Source organism: Paenibacillus sp. FSL F4-0100, assembly GCF_037993005.1.
Classification (GTDB): domain Bacteria; phylum Bacillota; class Bacilli; order Paenibacillales; family Paenibacillaceae; genus Paenibacillus_AQ.
Window position 1 is genome coordinate 4816869 of record NZ_CP150303.1, and the last position, 19801, is coordinate 4836669.

20 protein-coding genes and 1 riboswitch are annotated in these 19801 nt (G+C 47.9%); of the genes, 2 read left to right on the plus strand and 18 right to left on the minus strand.

The features are described from left to right. Position 1: 1 nt before the first annotated feature. Entirely contained in the window at positions 2-2860 is a 2859-nt protein-coding gene (locus tag MHH48_RS21585) for a Na+/H+ antiporter subunit A (RefSeq protein ID WP_076321950.1), read from the minus strand. A gap of 242 nt (positions 2861-3102) precedes the next feature. Between MHH48_RS21585 and MHH48_RS21590 the strand changes: the two genes are divergently transcribed. After that, a complete protein-coding gene (locus MHH48_RS21590; RefSeq protein WP_076321951.1) occupies positions 3103-3312 on the plus strand; it encodes a hypothetical protein in 210 nt (69 codons plus the stop codon). An 18-nt stretch (positions 3313-3330) separates the two neighbouring features. On the opposite strand, the gene MHH48_RS21595 is transcribed toward MHH48_RS21590, so the two are convergent. From MHH48_RS21595 to MHH48_RS21605, 3 genes are all read right to left on the minus strand, one after another. Then, positions 3331-3957 (minus strand): DedA family protein, encoded by a 627-nt coding sequence (locus MHH48_RS21595; RefSeq protein ID WP_076321952.1) that lies wholly within the window; start codon positions 3955-3957, stop codon positions 3331-3333. Positions 3958-4078: 121 nt separating this feature from the next. Beyond that, the gene (locus tag MHH48_RS21600) at positions 4079-4354 is read right to left on the minus strand and encodes a hypothetical protein (RefSeq protein ID WP_076321953.1); all 276 of its coding nucleotides are present in this window, start codon (positions 4352-4354) and stop codon (positions 4079-4081) included. Between the two features lie 28 nt (positions 4355-4382). After that, positions 4383-4586 carry a hypothetical protein gene (locus MHH48_RS21605; RefSeq protein ID WP_076321954.1) on the minus strand — a complete coding sequence of 68 codons (204 nt, stop codon included), beginning with the start codon at positions 4584-4586 and terminating at the stop codon, positions 4383-4385. Between the two features lie 223 nt (positions 4587-4809). On the opposite strand from MHH48_RS21605, the gene MHH48_RS21610 reads away from it, so the two are divergent. Beyond that, a complete protein-coding gene (locus MHH48_RS21610; RefSeq protein WP_076321955.1) occupies positions 4810-5853 on the plus strand; it encodes a hypothetical protein in 1044 nt (347 codons plus the stop codon). 100 nt (positions 5854-5953) lie between these two features. Here MHH48_RS21610 and MHH48_RS21615 read toward each other — a convergent pair whose 3' ends face one another. The 14 genes from MHH48_RS21615 to MHH48_RS21680 form a co-directional block, all read right to left on the minus strand. Further along, positions 5954-6811 (minus strand): M23 family metallopeptidase, encoded by an 858-nt coding sequence (locus MHH48_RS21615; RefSeq protein ID WP_076321956.1) that lies wholly within the window; start codon positions 6809-6811, stop codon positions 5954-5956. A 247-nt stretch (positions 6812-7058) separates the two neighbouring features. Continuing rightward, positions 7059-7538: a hypothetical protein gene (locus MHH48_RS21620; RefSeq protein WP_256720480.1), complete on the minus strand. Its 480-nt coding sequence runs from the start codon at positions 7536-7538 to the stop codon at positions 7059-7061. A 220-nt stretch (positions 7539-7758) separates the two neighbouring features. Next, on the minus strand, positions 7759-8775 hold the full coding sequence (locus MHH48_RS21625) for a hypothetical protein (protein ID WP_076321958.1): 1017 nt from the start codon (positions 8773-8775) through the stop codon (positions 7759-7761). After that, positions 8762-9124 (minus strand): PadR family transcriptional regulator, encoded by a 363-nt coding sequence (locus MHH48_RS21630; protein WP_076321959.1) that lies wholly within the window; start codon positions 9122-9124, stop codon positions 8762-8764. The genes MHH48_RS21625 and MHH48_RS21630 overlap by 14 nt, the downstream gene beginning before the upstream one ends. A gap of 299 nt (positions 9125-9423) precedes the next feature. Further along, positions 9424-10461 carry an NADH:flavin oxidoreductase/NADH oxidase gene (locus MHH48_RS21635; RefSeq protein WP_076321960.1) on the minus strand — a complete coding sequence of 346 codons (1038 nt, stop codon included), beginning with the start codon at positions 10459-10461 and terminating at the stop codon, positions 9424-9426. 105 nt (positions 10462-10566) lie between these two features. Further along, entirely contained in the window at positions 10567-11001 is a 435-nt protein-coding gene (locus MHH48_RS21640; RefSeq protein WP_076321961.1) for a MarR family transcriptional regulator, read from the minus strand. Positions 11002-11209: 208 nt separating this feature from the next. After that, positions 11210-12010, minus strand: coding sequence for a Cof-type HAD-IIB family hydrolase (locus MHH48_RS21645; RefSeq protein ID WP_076321962.1), 801 nt, complete (start codon positions 12008-12010; stop codon positions 11210-11212). A gap of 174 nt (positions 12011-12184) precedes the next feature. Continuing rightward, positions 12185-13606, minus strand: a complete 1422-nt coding sequence (locus MHH48_RS21650; RefSeq protein WP_076321963.1) for a sucrose-specific PTS transporter subunit IIBC — start codon at positions 13604-13606, stop codon at positions 12185-12187. Then, a complete protein-coding gene (locus MHH48_RS21655) occupies positions 13603-15108 on the minus strand; it encodes a sucrose-6-phosphate hydrolase (protein ID WP_076321964.1) in 1506 nt (501 codons plus the stop codon). The genes MHH48_RS21650 and MHH48_RS21655 overlap by 4 nt, the downstream gene beginning before the upstream one ends. Before the next feature lie 178 nt (positions 15109-15286). Beyond that, entirely contained in the window at positions 15287-16279 is a 993-nt protein-coding gene (locus MHH48_RS21660) for a LacI family DNA-binding transcriptional regulator (protein ID WP_076321965.1), read from the minus strand. 296 nt (positions 16280-16575) lie between these two features. Continuing rightward, entirely contained in the window at positions 16576-17424 is an 849-nt protein-coding gene (locus MHH48_RS21665) for a tetrahydrofolate dehydrogenase/cyclohydrolase catalytic domain-containing protein (RefSeq protein ID WP_076321966.1), read from the minus strand. A gap of 66 nt (positions 17425-17490) precedes the next feature. Then, a riboswitch (ZMP/ZTP riboswitch) is annotated at positions 17491-17570 on the minus strand. 108 nt (positions 17571-17678) lie between these two features. After that, positions 17679-17930, minus strand: coding sequence for a YolD-like family protein (locus MHH48_RS21670; protein ID WP_076321967.1), 252 nt, complete (start codon positions 17928-17930; stop codon positions 17679-17681). Further along, positions 17896-18255, minus strand: a complete 360-nt coding sequence (locus tag MHH48_RS21675) for a hypothetical protein (protein WP_144023435.1) — start codon at positions 18253-18255, stop codon at positions 17896-17898. The genes MHH48_RS21670 and MHH48_RS21675 overlap by 35 nt, the downstream gene beginning before the upstream one ends. A gap of 149 nt (positions 18256-18404) precedes the next feature. After that, positions 18405-19613: a GTP-binding protein gene (locus MHH48_RS21680; protein ID WP_076321968.1), complete on the minus strand. Its 1209-nt coding sequence runs from the start codon at positions 19611-19613 to the stop codon at positions 18405-18407. Between the last annotated feature and the right edge of the window lie 188 nt (positions 19614-19801).

Sequence of the window (19801 nt, forward strand, 5' to 3'; positions counted from 1 at the left end):
GTCAGTTATCCCTCCCAATCGAATTGATGATGGTCATCGTCACGCCAACGACGGCTAAATAGACGCCGAGGTCGAAGAGAACCGCAGTAGCCAGCTCGGTTTCCCCGAGCAACGGCAGGTTGAAATAACCGAATGAATGACTTAAGAACGGTGCGTCAAAAGCAAAGGAGCCGATCCCTGTAAGGAGTGCAATGGCAAGTCCAGTGGCCGTAACCTTTCGGAATTCGAACGGCACGATCTTCCGGGTCATATCCATGCCGAAAGCCATCGATAACAGAACCAGTGCGGCTGAAGTCATCAGCCCCCCGATAAATCCTCCGCCCGGTTCATGGTGTCCCGAGTTGAACAGGAACCATGAGAAGGTTACGACGATAAAGATAACCACCTTGGACATGGTGCGCAGGATGACATCATTGCTGTTAGGCAGGTATGCCCCTTCATAACGATCCCGTTCACCCAAAATGCCTTCACCCAAATCGATTTTAATCAAGGCATAAATCCCTAGGGATGCTATGCCGAGAACCGTAATTTCAAGCAGGGTATCAAATCCACGGAAGTCCACCAGAATGACGTTGACGATATTTTTACCGCCGGCCAAATGGTAGCTCTCTTTAATGAAGTAATCCGCAATGGAGTCAAAGGTTCTGCCACTGCTCGCAGCCAATGCGATCAAGGTCACGACAGCACCGACGCCTACCGAAATGAGCAAATTTCTCCACTTCAGGCTCATCGGTACCTTCTCCCGCTTCAGCTTCGGAAGATGATAGAAACAGAGCAGGAACAGCATGACGGAAACCGTCTCGACAACCATCTGGGTCAGCGCCAAATCCGGAGCCCGGAACAGAACGAAGAACAAGGTCACCATATAGCCGGCAGCACCCGTCAATATTATTGCCATCAGTCGTGTCCGTACGAACGGGAGCACAATGACCGGGATAACCAGACCAAGGATGGCAACGGCCTCATAGAAGGACATCGGTGCGTAGTTCGTCATATCAAATCCAATATGATCGACCAACAGAAGCCCCCCGCCAAGAACGGCTATGAAAAATACAAAGATATAGATCACATAGTGACGGAGTGAACCTGTCATATAAGTGGAGGTCAGCGATTTGCCGCCTCTTTCGAGGACTCGCAATCCCCCGTCATACAGATTGTTCAATGTGAATCGCTTGAAAAGCGTTGTATTCAAGATACGCGCTCTGCCGTGAAGCTTATACAGAACGGTACCGAGAACAATGATTCCGATGGTCATGAAAATTTCCGTTGTCCACCCATGCCACATCTCGATATGCACGTGGAAACGATCCTCTGCCACGAGCAGCCCCGGATGAATGGCGGCCATCGCCGGTTCAATGAGTGCATGAGACAGCAGGTTCGGAAACAGACCGAACACGATGGCCAGCGATGCCAGAATAACCGGGGGAATCAGCATCCCGAGCGGTGCTTCATGCGGCTTCTTCTCCAGTTTTTCAGGCTGGAAGCGTCCGGTGAAGGTTTTGAAGACCAGGATCATGCTGTACAGGAACGTAAACACGCTGGCGATCCAGGCAACGACCGGTATCAGCACGCCCCAGGTCTCGGCATTCCAGAAATTCATGTGAGGCGCTTGAAGGACCGCCGTAAAGAACATTTCTTTACTCAGGAACCCGTTAAACGGAGGCATACCGGCCATGGAAAATGCACCAATGACGGCCACGGTGAACGTGATTGGCATGAGCGACATCAGACCTCCGAGTTTCCGCAGATCGCGGGTGCCCGTCTCATGATCGACGATACCGACAACCATAAACAAAGCGCCCTTAAATATCGCATGGTTCATCAAATGAAAGATGGCGGCTGTCGTTGCTTTCGTATAGAGCAGCGTGTCCACGCCGCCTCCATAATAAGCTGCGGCAGAGCCCAGACCGAGCAAGCTCATGATCAGCCCCAATTGGCTGATGGTGGAGAATGCCAGCAGTGCTTTTAGGTCCGTCTGCTTGATCGCACGGATCGAAGCGTATATCAGCGTGGTCAAGCCCGTAATCGCTATGATCCAGAACCAGGAAGCTTGCCCGGCAAACACCGGGCTAAAACGGGCCACCAGATAGATTCCGGCCTTGACCATCGTAGCGGAGTGCAGATAAGCACTAACTGGAGTCGGTGCTTCCATCGCATCCGGCAGCCAGATATGGAACGGGAACTGCGCGGATTTGGTGAATGCTCCCAGCAGGATCAGAATCATGGCCGGAATAAACAGCGCGTCTCCCGTAATGCTACCCACATTCGCTACAATCTCCCGCACGCTAAAGGTGCCTGTCATGATAAAAAGAAGAATAAACCCTGCAAACATGGCAAGTCCGCCGAACACGGTAATCAGCATGGATTTTAAAGCTCCGTATCTGGAGCGGTCGCGATGATGCCAGAATGCAATCAGCAGAAATGACGAGATACTTGTCAGTTCCCAGAAGCCATACAGCACCATCAGGTTATCGGAGAGCACAACACCAAGCATGGCGCCCATAAACAGAAGCAGATAGATGTAAAATCTATGAACGGCTTCCTTGTTCTTGTCCATGTAGAAGATGGAGTACAGTACAACGAGTGAACCAATACCAGATATTAATAGTGCAAAAATTAAACTTAATCCATCCAAATAAACGGTAAAGTTTATTCCCACGCTTGGAATCCATTCCAGGACAGCTTGAAGCTGTTCACCTCCCTGAATGGTTGGGATAAGTCCCAAGAAATAGGCGAACAGGACAACCGGTACCGGCAAAATCACCCATCCGGTGTGAACACGGCCGATGAGCTTGTAAGTCAACATAACCACAAGCGCTACGATAAAAGGTGCCATAACGGCGATGTGCAGCAAAGACAAAGTCTACTCCTCCTATAGTCCGATTTTTCCTTCATTAATAGTATTTCCCCATTATTTAGGCATAAGTCCAAAAAAACACAAAAAGAGCCCGCTGTTGGCAGGCTCCTCCAGGTAAAACCATATGGTATTTTTTCGAATCACACTGAAAAACAGTATATCTTGAGATCAAAACTTTGTCAAAGGGTATGTTGGAATGAAAAAGGGACAATCAGGAAATCACTGTATATAAAGGAGTGGTTCCCATGTTGATCAAAAAAGCGGTTGTTTGCGCTTTCATCTTTCTCGCTATTTTAGCAGCCGCCATCGCAACAAATACTCGTACACATCCCAGTTATCAGCAGGAAAACACGTCAACCAGGGTTTATCAAACTCAAGAAACCCCATGGTTCTTACCCCGAGAATACGTAAAAATCATTCGAACATCACCCGAGCCCCTGCCGGATGAGCCCTAATTCACAGACATGCGGCATTTATCCGTGAAACTGAATTTCATTATTCTCCTTACTTCGTTTATTTCTTCGAATCACCCACGAAATGATCAGAATGATGGCCAGCACCACGACGATTCCTGCTGCATAATAACCGTACCGGTTAATTAGGGCTCCAATATGATCGACGACCTGATCTCCGACAAACATGCCTAAAGAGAAATAACCGATGGTCCATACAAAGGACGCGGAATACGAATACATCGCAAATCTGCGATACGGCATCCCTTTCATTCCTACCGCATAGGGCGTCACATTGCGCAAGATGGGCAAAAAAGCGCTAATGCATATGGCGTAATTGCCGTATTGGCGGGTCAACCGTTCGGATACATCAAGAAACTGGCGGATTTTCGACTTTTCCTGGGCGCGGTTTAACAGCTTGCTCGCGGTAAAGCGACTAAGCATGTAACCTACCGTCGATCCCGAGCACACACCAAGAAACGTCATGATAAAAGACGGAAACGGCGTTAAAATCTCGGATGCCGCTAACGCTCCGCCCGTCATTGCCACGACTTCATTAGGCACAGGAAGACCGACCAATCCAAGGCACAATACGACGAATAATGCGTAGTGCCCGATCTGTTCTATAAAATTGAATAGCGTATCCACCCCTGCCCCCCTAATCCGTCCCTAGAATAGTATCAGCTTATATGACAACGTAGTTTTCGCAAACGTGCTGCAGGCGAGGATTTGAACTGGACCTGAGACCAGTTTTATTATGAATCTGCCATTAGAGATTTTTAAATGCCGATATGAAAGAACCCGGATCATCCCTCACCGTGTACGAATACACTCCTTGCTGGGTGTGCAAGTATAAGAAACCACCGCCGTCTCCCATCGGCCGATACGACAGGTCAAAGACCTGCTTGATTGGGAACTCCCGGTATTTCGTTACGATGCGATCCTCGTACAGGAACATCTCCCGCCCCTGCTCTTCCGTTCGTTGTTCGATACCATCCACGACTCGGTTGATTTTGTAGTACGGCTGTACGGCTACCCAATTCACAAGCTCCCTCCTTGCTGTCTTTACATTTTTATTTGGAAGATTGCGCTTCCCCCTTCTTCTTTCTTCGGCTCCTGATTCGTTCCAGCAGCTCCAATGCCCCGATAAATAGTACGAATACAACGAAGAGCGCAATCGCCCGGCCAGGCTCGATCAGACCGGTAATAGACGCAACGATGCCGGTAATGCCTACAATAATAATACCTATTACGGATAGTTTCCAACCTGTTAACATATGTATGCTCCTAAAGTAAACGTAATTGCCACCCATCAAGATCACGGCTGCATGATCAAAAAACGTTAGACACACACGGAATGTATCATAAAGAAGCCCTTATATTCAAGTTATAATCGATTTTCAATTTCAATTGCCAACCCTCGTTACATTTGCAATAATTTACTCAGGAGAGAATGAATAAGCCCACCTCCAAACACAAAAAAGACAGGAGGAACACGGTATGAATTCAACAACCTGGATACTGATTATTCTATTCGTTGCGGTGGATGTATGGATTATTTCTTTTTTCGTGAAACGCTCGTTGCGCAAACACAGCAGCCAGTCACTCCCTAATGGCAATAAGCTTCGACGCGGGAAAATACCTGAACTGCCGCCGATCGTCAAGGCAGGAAGCCCGGCGAGTGAGCTTGTCGGCAAATTGGAGGCTGCACTGCCCTACACCTATCAGAGCATGCTGAAGCAACGAGTAATGAGTGAGCATCCGAATCTGTCCGAACAGGAGTATGAATGGAGATGGCAGGAGCTTAAACGGTTCTTCATTATGTGCGCCGTGCTGGATCGTGTCCCCATGTTCAGCAAAGACGTGGATGAAGTATGGCATGAAATGTTGATGTATACATACGAGTACCAACAATTCTCGGAACGCTTTCTTGGCAAAATGCTTCACCACGCTCCAAATACCGGAAGCGAGCATATGCCTATTCCGAATGAACGCGCGTGGTTTGATACGGTATATGTACAATTATTCTCTTGGCATGAATACAGCGCCAAGCTATGGGGAGCTTTCTTTCGCGTCCCGCTGCCGCGCGAAGAGCTGGAGATCTACACTTCTCGCCATTTCACCGTGAATCATGGCCAGAAGCGCTTTAATGCCTGGACCTACGAGAAGATCCCTGCAGCGCGTACGGCCATCGATGCAATCATTCTGGATCTGCAAGATCGGGTTCGAACCGCCCAAGAGGAGCCGGCGCGTCATGAGAAGCTGGTCAATTTCCGGAATAGCGATGTGCTCCTGGCTGCGGCCGTCTATTTTGCCTGGAACGCACCGGAACAATTTGGTGACCACATGATCCCTGATGAACGTGAGCTTCACAAAAACAGCAGCAGCTCCTCCTGCACGTACGCATCGGCATGCGGGTCTGGCGGATCGGATTCGGGCGATGGGTCATCAGGCGATGGATCAGGATCCTCTTGCAGCAGCGGTTCATCCTGCAGCAGCGGGTCCTCTTGCGGGAGTGGCTGTGGCGGCGGCTGCAGCAGCTAAGTAGCAAACTTAACATGAACATGAGCGCCTGCTTATTAATGAATAGAACAAAAAGCATGGGCTGAGATTTCAGGCCCATGCTTTTTGTTTGATCTAATGTTCAACCCCCGCCATATACCATTTGGCCTCGTTTTACCTTGATATCGCCAAACCAGTTGATGTTAAGAGACTTCGTATTGACCCTAAACAGATCCGGATGATCCGACACTTGAAAATGCAAATGAGCTTCGGTTGAATTGCCGGAATTGCCGCATCGACCTATCAGATCGCCTGCTTCGACCTCAGCGCCTTCCTTCACGCATACCGACCCCTTCTTTAAATGTGCATATAGACTATATTCTGAAGTTCCATGATCGATGATGACATAGTTACCGACGGGTTCAGTTTCGTTTGTTATACCCACTGGCTCATTGTCCATGATGTTATTCTCGGTACCCAGCACCTTCCCACGGGCACCAGCAAGAATCTCTTCCCCAAACGCAAAGTAACTCTCATTCTTGTCGGGATCTCCTTTATAAGACATCGCGTTCTCAGTCTTTATGACGTCTATGGCGTACCGCTGGCTTTCCTCTACGTAATGGTAATTATCCACAACATTCTCGCCGCCCCAGAACACATACCATTTTCCGTTAAAAGGAAGTCGGAAAACTGAGTCTGTTTGCTTGGCATCCGATTCAGGAAATCTCTCAATAGGCGATAACATAAGCCCTCCAATCGTCCCCTTTTCATCGATCATCGCTTGAATGCCTTTTTGCCCGCTATCATCCAGCCAGTTTATCATTCGGATCCTGTTGAGCGTGTCGTCCATCGTGATATGGAACGCGTTTACGCCTGTTGTGTATTCCTCTGCCATCGCTTCAAATTGTTCGACCGTTACGAGTAAACGTAAATCCTCTCCAAACAGCTCGTACAGCTTGCGGTATTCCCCATTTAACAAGAATCTCGAAACATCTACCATATTCAAACCTCCTCATGTATGTCAACCCAATATTATCCATAGTATATCTTACGAAATTAACCTGCATCGAAACAAAAACTTAACATTGGTTAAACTTTCAGCTCCCTTAGGTGCATAGGGTCCATGACGAATACGCCGGGATAACAAAACAAACGATCATTGCATACATCTCTAACCAAAACAAAAAAGCGCCTGAACCCATTCATCGATGGTTCAGGCGCTTCTATTCATGATATAAATTGGCATATTAATTGTTAGATGAGAGAACCAAACCGGAACGGGTTTGCGGTCCAACCTTACGCACGGAAACCTGGTTCCGCTCGGCCCAACGCGTAAGACTCCGAATCCCTTCACAATTCTTCTCTTCAAATTTAAAGCAGCAATACATCGGATTCATGTTCTTGTCCTTGAGGTTGATTTGGAATGCGGTTTTATGGCATCCGGAAACCTTAATCTCACGAATCTGGTCGGCATGAATTTCTACGCCATTGATGGTAATCGTATCTGAATTCTCCTCAATATTCACTTCCCGTTTCACCAATCGGGCATACCCTTCAATCGCTAGTGCCGCAACAACAACGACGTTCACCGCCATCTGCATATAGAATAGGACAGGATAAGAATATTCGGTCAAGGTAGCTACTTGAAACAGAATAATGCTAATAACAAAGGAAAACAAAATAACGTCTTTCATTCTCGTAGAGTAATGGATTGCGTATTTCATCATAATCAGCTCCGTTCATTCTGTAAGGGTTTTCATTTAACTCTTACCCTATTATAACACCATTGTACATAATTTTGACACATATCATTCACATTTTTGTCAAAAAAATTATTTGCGTCGTTCCATATCCTATGCTTATCCGATGGGTCGCGTGTCGTTCATGGTCTAACTGAACAGAAAAAGGAGCTATCCATCATATTGGATAACTCCTTGTTGCATAGTCTTACTTAGTTAAAGTGGCATTGCCTTCCTTACGCCGAAACCATTTCATTAGAACGGATACAGTATCTATAAGGGTAATAATCACAATGACGTAAATAAGGCTATCCCTGGATCGATCCCAAATTGATTTAACAATGTCATATGCTTCATCTCCCGGTGTTATGAGACCCGCTTGAACGAGCTGATCCATGAATGTCGGATTCCAGATCGTTATATCGGAGAACAGGATCACCGCAACGATAACAGAAGAGACGTTAAATATCACATGCATGACGGCAAGCTGCGGCGTCCACTTTCTTGTAATTAACTTGATGCTATCTTTGAGTATGCTGAAGGCTGTCAGAAACCATATCAACGGGAGATATTTGGCAAATGCAGCTTGTTCAAATACAGGAATAGCAACCAAGGTTTCATTTAATCGATAAACACCGATCAGATCAATAGAAAACGTGAATAATACGAAGAACAGTATGGAAAATATGATGCCGAGCACAGGCTCAATCGGTTTAATCTGCGAGGTAGGATCCGGTATTACGGGTAAATCGGCCGGTTTCCATGCATCTTTGGGGACTTGGCGAGTACCACGGTATTCGATATAGGCAAAAATCACGGTGACCCAAACGAACGCTTGGGTTGCTACACTCAGCAATGAGACGAAGTACTCCAGAAGCTGCTCGGCGGTGGGATCCGAGCGTGTAAAGAAATCCACCATATACGCGATGCCAAGAGCGACGGCGACCGAGTACACTACAATCCGCAAGACAGACCAATAACTGTCAATCAAACCGGGACCAATAAGATAACGCTCTCTCCCTCTATATCTTGCTGCCATTTCCCCGGGTGGCCCGAGCTCCAGCAGCACCTGTTCTACAGCTTCAGTGCTTGCGATCTCACCACCAGCGCCCCTGTCTTCCAGCATATCTTCGATGAGTCCATGAAGTTCCTTTTCAATATCGGCCCTTTGCGATTCGGGCAGTTTCTGCGTCACTGCATAAATATACCTGTTAATCAGATCCATTACCTGAGTCCCCCTTGTCATCAACAAGTCCCTCCAGACTTGTCATCATAACCTTCCATTCATGATATAGCTGCCGATATATATCCTTACCTGTCTGACTTATGATGTAATATTTTCTCGGACGAGCCTCATTCGTATCCCACTCGCTATCCAGCAAGCCTTGTTTCTCCAACCGCCGCAGCAAGGGATACAGGGTACCCGCTTCCACGCTGATCCCCTTCTCCTGCAGTATGGTCACCAATGAATATCCATACTGAGGTTCCGACAATTGGCTGAGAACACCAAGAATGATGGTTCCTCGGCGAAGCTCCTGCACCAAACTGTGCAGAATGTCTTGATCCTCTGACATATCATCAACTCCTGAAAATTATTATACTGTATGCCACACACTAATGTAAATAAACCAATAATGTTTTTTTAACAATATTTTCGAGTACTGCATGTACAAAGACTACCAACTTAACAGCATGCCATTGTCGTGGGCCTCCCCATGTAAGCAAAAAAGGTTATCCTACGGTCCGAACTGACCATAAGATAACCCTTCTATACGCTCCTCTAAATTACATGTTTACAGTGATGTTTCCTGCTGCAATCGAATCCCAATGTGCAAGCCATCGTTTCGTTTAGCATATTACATGATAATCTGCCTTATCTTGATTTTCTGGGAAAACCGTTCTGGTATTGGGTGGGAATCTCAACCTCTTTTTGAAGAACTGTCGCGGCCTCCAATGCCCAGTACGGGTTGCGCAGCATCCCTCTTCCCACAGCGACGAGATCCGCGTCTTCGTTGCCGATCACCGCATTCGCCAGAGCAGGCTCATCCAAGCGGCCAACGGCAATGACCGGTATTTGCAGCGCTTCTTTAATTTGTCTGGCAAGCGGAACTTGATAGGCTACATGAGTGCCCGGTCTTCCTTCCGCCGCAATTGGTCCTTCACCGCCTGCGCTGATATGGAACATGTCAACGCCCGCAGCTTGATATTCCTTGGAGAACGCGATGCTCTCTTCGATACCATAACCGCCGGCTACATATTCTCGTGCAGAGATCCGCAAGATTAATGGCATGTCCGCAGGCAGTTCGCTTTTTGCAGCTTGAATCACTTCTTTACCGAACTTGGTTAAATCCTGACCATACTCGTCCGTTCTATGGTTGGTCAATGGGGAATGGAACTGATGGATCAGATATCCGTGGGCACCATGCAATTCAATCGCATCAAAACCGGCCTTCACCGCACGTCGTACAGCCAAGCGGAATTTCTCCACCATATGCTTGACTTCTTCCGTTGTAAGAGCCCTTGGCGTTTTGGAATTCTCGTCAAAAGGAATAGCCGACGGAGCCACTGGCGTTTCAGCGTCCTCCGCTTTCCGGCCGGCATGCGCAATCTGGATAGCTGCCTTTGCACCATGCTGGTGTATCGAATCCACGAGGCGAGCCAGGGGCGGAATTTGATCGTCCGACCATAATCCAAGATCATAATCGGTAATGCGGCCATCAGCCTCAACGTCCGTCATTTCTACTATAATGAGTCCCGTTCCGCCGATCGCTCGGCTTGTATAATGCAAATAATGCCAATCGGTAGCGATACCGTCTTTGTTCGTTACGGAGTACTGGCACATGGGAGGCATAACCACCCGGTTTTTCAATTCTAAAGATTTCAATTTGTATGGACTGAATAAATGTTCCATCGAAGCACGCTCCCTAATAAAATTTATATCTTATAAATGCATGCGCATGCATTTAAATTATCAAAATAAAAGCCATTCGTCAAGAATGGTTGTTTGAAAATACGTCTAACCTTTGATCTGCTTTAAAACTTCCTGAAGCCCATGCTTCAATTTAGGCGTTGCGAACTGCTGCTCCAACACGTGTTGAACCGTGCTCTTGGCTTTGCGCAGCTTCTCTTCTCCAATGGGGGTCAGCGAGGTATAAATTCCTCTTCTGTCATTCTCGCATATGGCCCTTTGCATCGCCCCGCAGCCTTTGGCTTCAAAACGGCTGACCAGCCTCGACATCGCGCTTTGGCTCAGCCCCACCATTGTTTGCAGCTGCTGAAGCCGCAATTTTTGCTCGGGGGCCTCAGACAGAAATAACAGCACGTAAAATTCATTCAACGATAAATCGTGTTTCTGTTGAAGTGTTTGTTCCAGTTCGTTGGTGATCAACGCCTGAATCTGCGTCAAAGATAGCCAACTAGTTATAAGATGTTGCGTTTGATCGGCTGACATAAGGTCTCCACCTGTTCCGGTATTTTTCCGCCAGATGGTTATTCACCATAAAGCGGGTCACTACTAGTTATTAATAATAACAAGCCCCTGTTTCCTTCGTCAAACCTGCCGCTTCAAAAAGATGCTTCAAAGCTAAAAACATGCCAGTCCTTAACGCCCGGCGAGGAGCGAAGACTGACACGCTGCATAACTTTTTATCACAATCAAACTATACGATCTCCTGCGCTTCCTTGCCCAGTAGACCCAACATACGAAGGCCGTACTGTATACCATCTTGATCAACATCCCGGGTTATATATCTGGCCGCCTGCTTAACGATCTCCGGCGCATTGCCCATAGCCACACCGTGGCCTACATGTGACAGCATCTCCAGATCATTCAGATAGTCACCAAAAGCGATAGTATCCTCGAGATCGATGTGCAGCAGCTGAATTAATTGTTTGATCCCTTCCGCTTTGGATCCGCCCGACGGTAACACATCGATTCCATAAGGACCCCATCGAACGAAATCGAACCGACCTTCGAATCTGTTCACGTAACCCGCTTCCTCTTCCTCCGTGCAGAATACAATAGCCTGATAAATGTCTCTGCCCAAGTAATATTCGGGATCATATTCCGGGATCGTAAGTTTCAGCTCGCCCCAGCTGGAATCGATATGGACATGCTCGGTTACGTTCATCTTCATGGCTTCACTGCCGGCATAGATGATCGGATGATCAAGCTCCACGGCCTGCTCCGTCAGCTGCTGCAAGGCATCTATCGCCAATGGATTTCCATAGATCGGTTGGCCTTCGTGAACCACATACTGTCCGTTCAAACAAACATAGGAATTGATACCGAGCTCCTCCCGCAGTTCTTCAAAATGATAAGGAGCGCGCCCTGTCGCTATGGCGACGATGTGCCCGGCATCCTTTAACTCTTGTATGGACTCCTTCGTTGTAGCCGGAACCTTTTTTTCATGATCCAGCAGCGTCCCGTCAATATCAAAAAATATGATTTTCCTATTCAATGAAACTCGCCTCTCTTCCGTATATTCTAGCCAGTAACCCTATTGTAAATGATGAAAAGCATTTCAGAGCAAACCATTATTTCTGCAAGGTCGATCGGACGCTTCCCGATCATGCATAAAAACCGCGCCGGAGCGCGGTTTTTATGATATCAAAAATCGAATAAATATAAATAATTATTTCGCTTCCGAGCGAACCTCATCGAGCATTTTATCATTGAATCCGAACAACCAAGTCAACACAAAAGTTAGAGCCATCGCTGTTAAGTTGCACAAAATGTAAAGTGGAAGCTGACTGTTCAAGTATAAGAGCGTACCGGGAATAACGGTAATCGCCATACCCGTAGCCTCAAGCTGGAAGATGGAAGCCATGAAACCGCCCACGCCACCGCCGATCAGGGCGATAACGAACGGTCTGACGTAACGGAGGTTGACCCCGAAGATCGCCGGTTCCGAAATTCCCAGCATGGCCGAGAATGCGGATGGCAGCGATAATGCCTTTAGTTTTTTGTTTCTCGTCTTGAGTCCGACAGCCAGACAAGCTGCGCCTTGAGCTGCCATGGCGCTTGTCACGATCGCATTAAACGGATTGCTTCCTGTCTTTTCGAGAAGCTGAATTTCAAGGAAATTAAAAATATGATGCACGCCGGTGACCACAATAATCTGGTTGAAGAAACCGATCACAAGACCCGCAATGCCAAACGGCAGCTCCAGCAAGAAGGTGGTCACGTTCATGACTACCTCTTCCAGAGAGTGGAACACGGGTCCGATTGCGAACAGACCGAGGATGATCATAACGAGCAGGGTTAAAAATGGCGTAACGATCAAATCAATCGCTTCAGGAATACGCTTTCTCAAAAATCTCTCGAATTTCGCGCCCAGCAGTCCGATGAAGAAGGCTGGCAGGACCGAACCCTGATATCCGACAACCGGAATGAAATCGAAGAGCATGAGCGCTTCGGCCGAACCGTTCGCCACGCTATATGCGTTGGGAAGAGCCGGGTTAACCAGCATCAAACCCAGCACGATACCAAGCACGGGGCTGCCTCCGAACACCCGGAATGCGGACCATGCCACCAATGCTGGCAAGAAAGCAAAAGCCGTATCCGTCAGTACCTGGGTGAAAAGCAGAAAATTAGGCGAAATATCGTCAGGCGTCGCTCCAAACCAGGCGAGGACGGTTTCTTGCGTCAATAATCCCCGTAATCCCATGAACAAACCTGTGGCGACTAATATCGGGATAATCGGCACAAAGACGTCACCGAACGTGCGAATCGCCCGCTGAAACGGATTTCCTGATTTTTTCGCCTCGGATTTCAACTCATCCTTGCTTGTGCTCTCAAGCCCAAGCGATTCTACCGCTTCAAAAATCTGATTAACGGTTCCTGTTCCGAAAATGATTTGATATTGGCCGGAGTTAAAAAAAGCGCCTTTAACCTTATCGATATTCTCGACCTTCTTCTGGTCTATCTTCTTCTGATCGTGAACCATAATTCGGAGTCTCGTAGCACAGTGAGCAAAGGATGCAATGTTCTCCCTGCCACCGATGGCTTCCACTACCTGCCTTGCAATTTTCCGATGATCCGCTGCCATGTTCATTCATCCCCTTCTATATCTTTTACGGCTTGGGCAAGATCCCACTTCGCGACCTTCAAGCCGGTGCTGCCGTTTTTTGCGAAAAATCGAATATGACGGCTGTCCTGCTTGGGAAATATCCGACTCGTAAACACCTCTTCGCCATCATTGACGAACACTTCTGCCGAAGAAATATCCACAAAGAGATGGAATTTGATCGAGTCTGCTTTTTTATGCAGCATACAGGTTCGTGTCGTTCCGTAATCACTCACAATCGTTGCACCCGATGATGAGCGATCTAGCGTAACCTTTTGCCTGACGGCGTCATACCAGATGACGGTCCGCTCCGTTTCGCCAGCTCGAAATTCAATGCCAACAACGTCCGCTTCGATCCCATGAAACTCGCATGTCATCTCGAATACGGTTCCCTCAACCCCTGCATAACTCTTCACTTCGCTGTAAAGCGTATCCGCTGCTTCCATAGCTGTCGTCTCACGAAGAAGTTCCAACTCGGGGACAGGCAGCTGAATCAGCTTACCCTCACGGAACGAGAGCGTACGTGGAAGCGTCAAACAATGCGCCCAGCCATGCGAGTCGGTTGGATAGACGACCTCCGGCAAGCCCATCCAGCCTACCATGATGCGCCGGTCTTTCTCATCCACCATGGTCTGTGGTGCGTAGAAATCAAAACCTCTGTCCAGTTCGTAAAAGGAGCCGTGTTCAAACTCCAGCGTCCCCCGATCCAGCGGCTTGCCCGCGATGTAGCCGGATTGGTAAACGTTCCGGAATTTGTCGCCTTGCGGACTCAGCCCCTGCGGCGAAAACAGCAGCACGCCCTGTCCTTCCAGTTCAAAATAATCGGGGCATTCCCACATATAGCCGAAATGTTCAAGACGGGTCTGGATTTCCCCTTTGCATGACCAATCCAGCAAATCCGGTGATTCATACACGACAGCCGTTCCTGTTTGATCGTCCCTTTGGGCGCCGATGACGAACCGGAACAGGTCTTCGTCTTTCCATACCTTCGGATCCCGGAAATGCTCGGTATATCCGTCCGGCACACGATCAATCAGCGGCTTATCGAGCTTCGTGATGGTGCCAACACGGTCCATCACGGCCATGCATTGATAAGAATGCCTGTTCCATTCCTCATCCCGGGTATTCCCGGTATACATCAGATACAGTTTGTCGTCTTTCACGATCCCGCTTCCCGAATAGGCGCCATATGCATCATGCGAGTACCCGGGCTCAATGGCGATGCCTTTGTTTTGCCAGTGCACCAAGTCCGTGGAGGAGGTATGGTACCAGTATTTCAGGCCGTGAAACGTGCCCAGAGGAAACCATTGATAAAACAAGTGGTATTTCCCGTTATAATAAGAAAATCCGTTGGGGTCATTCAACAAGCCCATGATGGGCTGTACGTGAAACCTCTGCCTCCATTCGCTTCGTTTTGCTTGCTCCTTCAAGGAGGCAATCTCTTCAGGAGAGGCCTGATCCAGGCGTCGGTATTTCCGTTCTCTGTCCATGTCTCTTCTCCTTGTATATAGGCTTTCTCAAAAAAAAACTGATCATGCTATGCGTGAACATCAGCCTAACCCATTTATAACGGAACCGGTTCCAATTAGGGTTAAAAATAATGAACTCAGCTCCAATACCAAGCAAAAACAGTATTGGAACCGGTTCCGTTTTTTCAGTATAAAATACCTAATTTAGATTGTCAACGCTTTCCCGATGAATCATATCGCAATTCATGACCGTCAGGAAATCCACAGGCTCGTCGTTGACCAGCTTTATGATATGCTGAGCGGCGAGGTGGCCCGCTTGGGAATATCCATATTTAACCGTTGTCAATCCGGGATGAATTACCTCGGTAACGTCGTATCCGCCAAATCCGGTAACGGAGAGTTCGTTGGGGATCTGGATGCCCTTCATATGAGCCGCTTTCATAACGCCTAACGCGATGTTGTCGGTAGCGCAGACCATTGCAGTTGGCAGCGTTCGGTTCAACTCAAAAATGGACAATGCGGTCTTTACACCATCCGACATCTTAAACCCACTCTCATAGAGAACCGCCTCCACCTCGTCATACTCGCTTAACGCCTTCAGAAACCCTTCCTTCCGCTGAACTCCGACAGCAACGTCTTTTTCCGTCACGCCGATATAAGATATATGACGGTGTCCCATGGACAGCACATATCGGCCCATGTCATAACCTGCGGCATAGTCGTTATATATCATGCTGTGGACATCCTTATGCTGTTGTCCGAGCAGGATGACGGGGATGCCGATCTCTTTAATCGCTGCAAGATGCGTTTCCGTCACCTGAGTGGCGAATAAAATAATGCCAGATATTTTTTGTCTGGCGAGATCATACAGCGCTTCAATCTCCCTGGATAAGTCCTGGCTTGCATTAATAATGAGAAGCTGATAACCGTGTTTTCTTAAATCTTCATCCATGCCGGCAACGGTCTGTGATGCTGAGAATGAATCCAGACGCGGCACAATGGTACCGATCATGCTGGTTTTTTTCGCTTTCAAGCTCTGTGCAAACGAATTCGGAATATAACCGGTTTCCTGAATGACCAGCTCTATCTTACGGCGTGTTGCATTACTGACAGAACCTCCGTTTAAGAAACGGGAGACCGTGCTTTTGGCAACTCCGGCTTTTTTGGCAATATCTGCAATCGTGTTCTTCATTCGGTGCTCCCGGGAGCCGCTTGCGGCGCTGCAACGAACAGATTATCCTCCACAGCTCCTTGCTCCGCAGCACAACTGGAAATGAGTTGTTTGTGCATGAATCTCTCCCCTTCGATTTTGCTTTTTCCTAACTATACCATGACGTCCAGGGATCCGTGAAATGCAGACTCCAAGCCTATCATTACTCGAGCCATATCTCTTCCATGTCCCAGACTCTTACATGAAACGAAGTGATTCGAAGGGGATTATTCATGGGCGCCCTCTTAATTCATATGCAAATAGTCTGTGGCTGTCCCTTAACCTTGCACGGTTCGCTCAGCCGATTCGACGGTATGCTTCAGCAATGTAGCAATCGTAACGGGGCCAACACCGGCAGGTACTGGTGTAATTGCGGATGCCAACTTCGCGCAGGCATCGTAATCGCAGTCGCCGATATTGCCTGGATTATAGCCGGCATCCAATACGACGGCTCCCGGCTTGATCCAGTCCCCTTGAATGAAATTAGGCTTGCCTACGGCCGCAACCACGATATCTCCCTGGGACACAATCTCCCCAAGGTTCTTCGTTCTCGAGTGGCAGATCGTAACGGTAGCATTGCGATTAAGCAGCATCATCGATACCGGCTTACCCAGAATCGGACTGCGTCCGACCACCACGGCATGCTTCCCTTCGATCGGCAGATCATAATAATCCATAATCGCAATAATCGCGGCAGGCGTACAAGACGGATAATCGGCAAAACCAAACGCATTCTGCGAGAAACCGAGCGTGGTTACTCCATCCACGTCTTTTTTAATGTCAATGGCATCAAAAGCCGCCCGTTCATCGATATGATGCGGTACCGGATGCTGCAGCAGAATGCCGTGGACATTCGGATCTTCGTTCAGCTCTTGGATCGCGGCAATCAGCTCCTCGGTCGTTGTCGATGTCTCCAGTACCACTTTTTTGGATATGATGCCAAGCCGCTCGCAAGCATTTCCCTTCATCCGCACATAGGTCGCCGAAGCAGGATCATCACCAACCAGAACCGTTGCCAGACAAGGCGTTACCCCCTGCAACTTCAATTCCTGTACCTTTACAGCCAGCTTCGCCTTGATATCGTCGGATACCTTTTTTCCATCTAAAATTACGGGTTCCTTACTCATACTAATCCGCTCCTTCGCCATTGTATTAAAAAACATAAAGAGGCAAGGCGACTTCATCGTCTCCTTACCTCTTGCCCAGGCGTACGGCATATGATCCTATGTGCTCCCTCTTGGTACCCCAAGCTACGCCAGTAACACATAGATAACTTTTTTTAATATACCACGACTTTGGACATCGCGCTACCGGGTATGAAGCCGACCGCTTTAAATCACAATCTCTTTGATTCATTTGCGGGAAGCACACATGATTCTGATTAGTCTCTCGGATAATTCACTTCCATAATGTCCATAAAAGGAACCTTCGTAATAACGCCATTCTGTTTCATATGTACCTTCCCTGTTCGGGAGTCCATTTGATCGATTTGCCCGCGGACCGCCTCTTCCCTTCCCCAGACCGTCAGTACGATAACCGATTCCTCCTGGTAAGCTTCAGTAAGCTGATTTCCGAGTTCTTCCAGTACAAACTCATCTCTAGTGGGTCTCTTTGGAACCTTTGCTTTTGCCATTACCTTGTCCTCCTGATTGATGTTGCTCATGCGTCAGCATTACATTCTGAAATACGTTAAAGCTATCATCGAAACATGAATTGGGAATCTTCTTCCTATTCTTCCTATTATACAACAAATACAAAGCAGGTGCTCTGGACTTGATAGGTATAAGTTCTGGACAGATAAATAGATTGACCACATCATTAAGTGATTTTTTAAAACCCGGTCCTTCTGAAGGGCGCTTTCTAAACAGGGTAATAACTTTTCCTGCAATTGAGTTTTTAAATGATGAATTTCTGCATATTCCCCTGCTTCTTTCGTATTCTTCTTTTGAAATTTCCATGACAAAAATCCCCTTAAGTAAACTGTAGCGCTCTTCTTCAGCACTGTCTACGCAAAGGGGATTATATTCTAGAAAACCTGTAAAGCCCTCAAGTGGCTCCTTATCTATCCGTAATTATTACGATTAATTTTAATCAAAAAAATATAACCTTACAGTGATAGCTCTTCAATGGCCATCCATGGCAGCGGATTGTTAAACGTCGACCAATCCAGCTGCATTTCCTGATCGGTCAACAGACAATCGTCCAGCTCCTGCTCGATTAGTGACTGTTCCATCCCAATCCCGATCATCACGAGCTCGGTCATCCGATCCCCCCAGACGGCATCCCATTTTCGCTGCACATCCGGCTCACTCTGAATCAGCTCCTGCTGTTCCTGCTCGGTTAAAGCAGCCACCCAATATCCAGCTGGCCCGAACTGAATCGAAGGACCCGCTTGACTTAGACTTGCCGCAACATCCTCAAGCACTGCCAGCCAAGCGATCCCTTTCGCGCGTACGACCTCTTCCGGCCAATAACTCATGAATGCTGCCAGCCGCTCCGGATGAAACGGTCTTCTTCTCCGATAAACAAAAGAGCTGATGCCGTATTCATCCGTTTCTGGCACATGCTCTTCCTTCTGAAGCTCCTGAATCCAGCCGGGGGCCTGACTGGCTTTCTCAAAATCGAATAAACCGGTATTCAGAATTTCCGCAGGTGCGACTTGTCCTTTCACGGTACGTATGATTTTGGCGCTTGGCTGAAGCTTATGAAGTATGCCTTCCACCTTGGCCAATTCGTCATCGCTTACCAGATCACATTTGTTCAACAGCAGCACATCACACGTCTCAACCTGGTCGATCAACAGATCCACGACTTCCCGTGTATCCTCTTCGCCAAGCGCTTCCTTCCGATCGAGCAGGCTTTGGCCCGAAGAGAAGTCTTTCCAGAATCGGTTCGCGTCTACAACCGTCACCATGCAATCCAGCCGGGCTAGGTCGGACAGCTGTACACCGGATACCTCATCTGGATAAACAAAGGTCTGCGCAACGGGCACGGGCTCACTAATACCCGTCGATTCAATCAGGATATAGTCAAAACGGTTTTCTTGTGCCAGCTTCTGAACTTCCTGCACCAAGTCTTCCCGGAGGGTGCAGCAGATGCAGCCATTGGACATTTCGACCAGCTTCTCATCCGTTCGGGACAGGCTCCCTTCCCCTCGAACCAAATCCGCGTCAATATTCACTTCGCTCATGTCGTTCACAATGACCGCAACCTTCAATCCATCACGATTATGAAGCACATGATTCAGCACGGTCGTTTTGCCTGATCCGAGGTAACCGCTGAGTACTGTAACCGGAATCTTATTGTTGTTATTCATCTACTGAACTTCCTCCATTCCTTAATCGTAATAATTACGATTTATACGGTATGATATTATATCTCCTTCAGCGAATTGTCAATCCTTCCGTGCAGAAAATGATCCGGCCAGCAAAATAAACCTCCGGCACTTAGGTACCGGAGGTTTATTTCCTCACCATTTAACTTATCTTGGTAGCCCATTTTCTT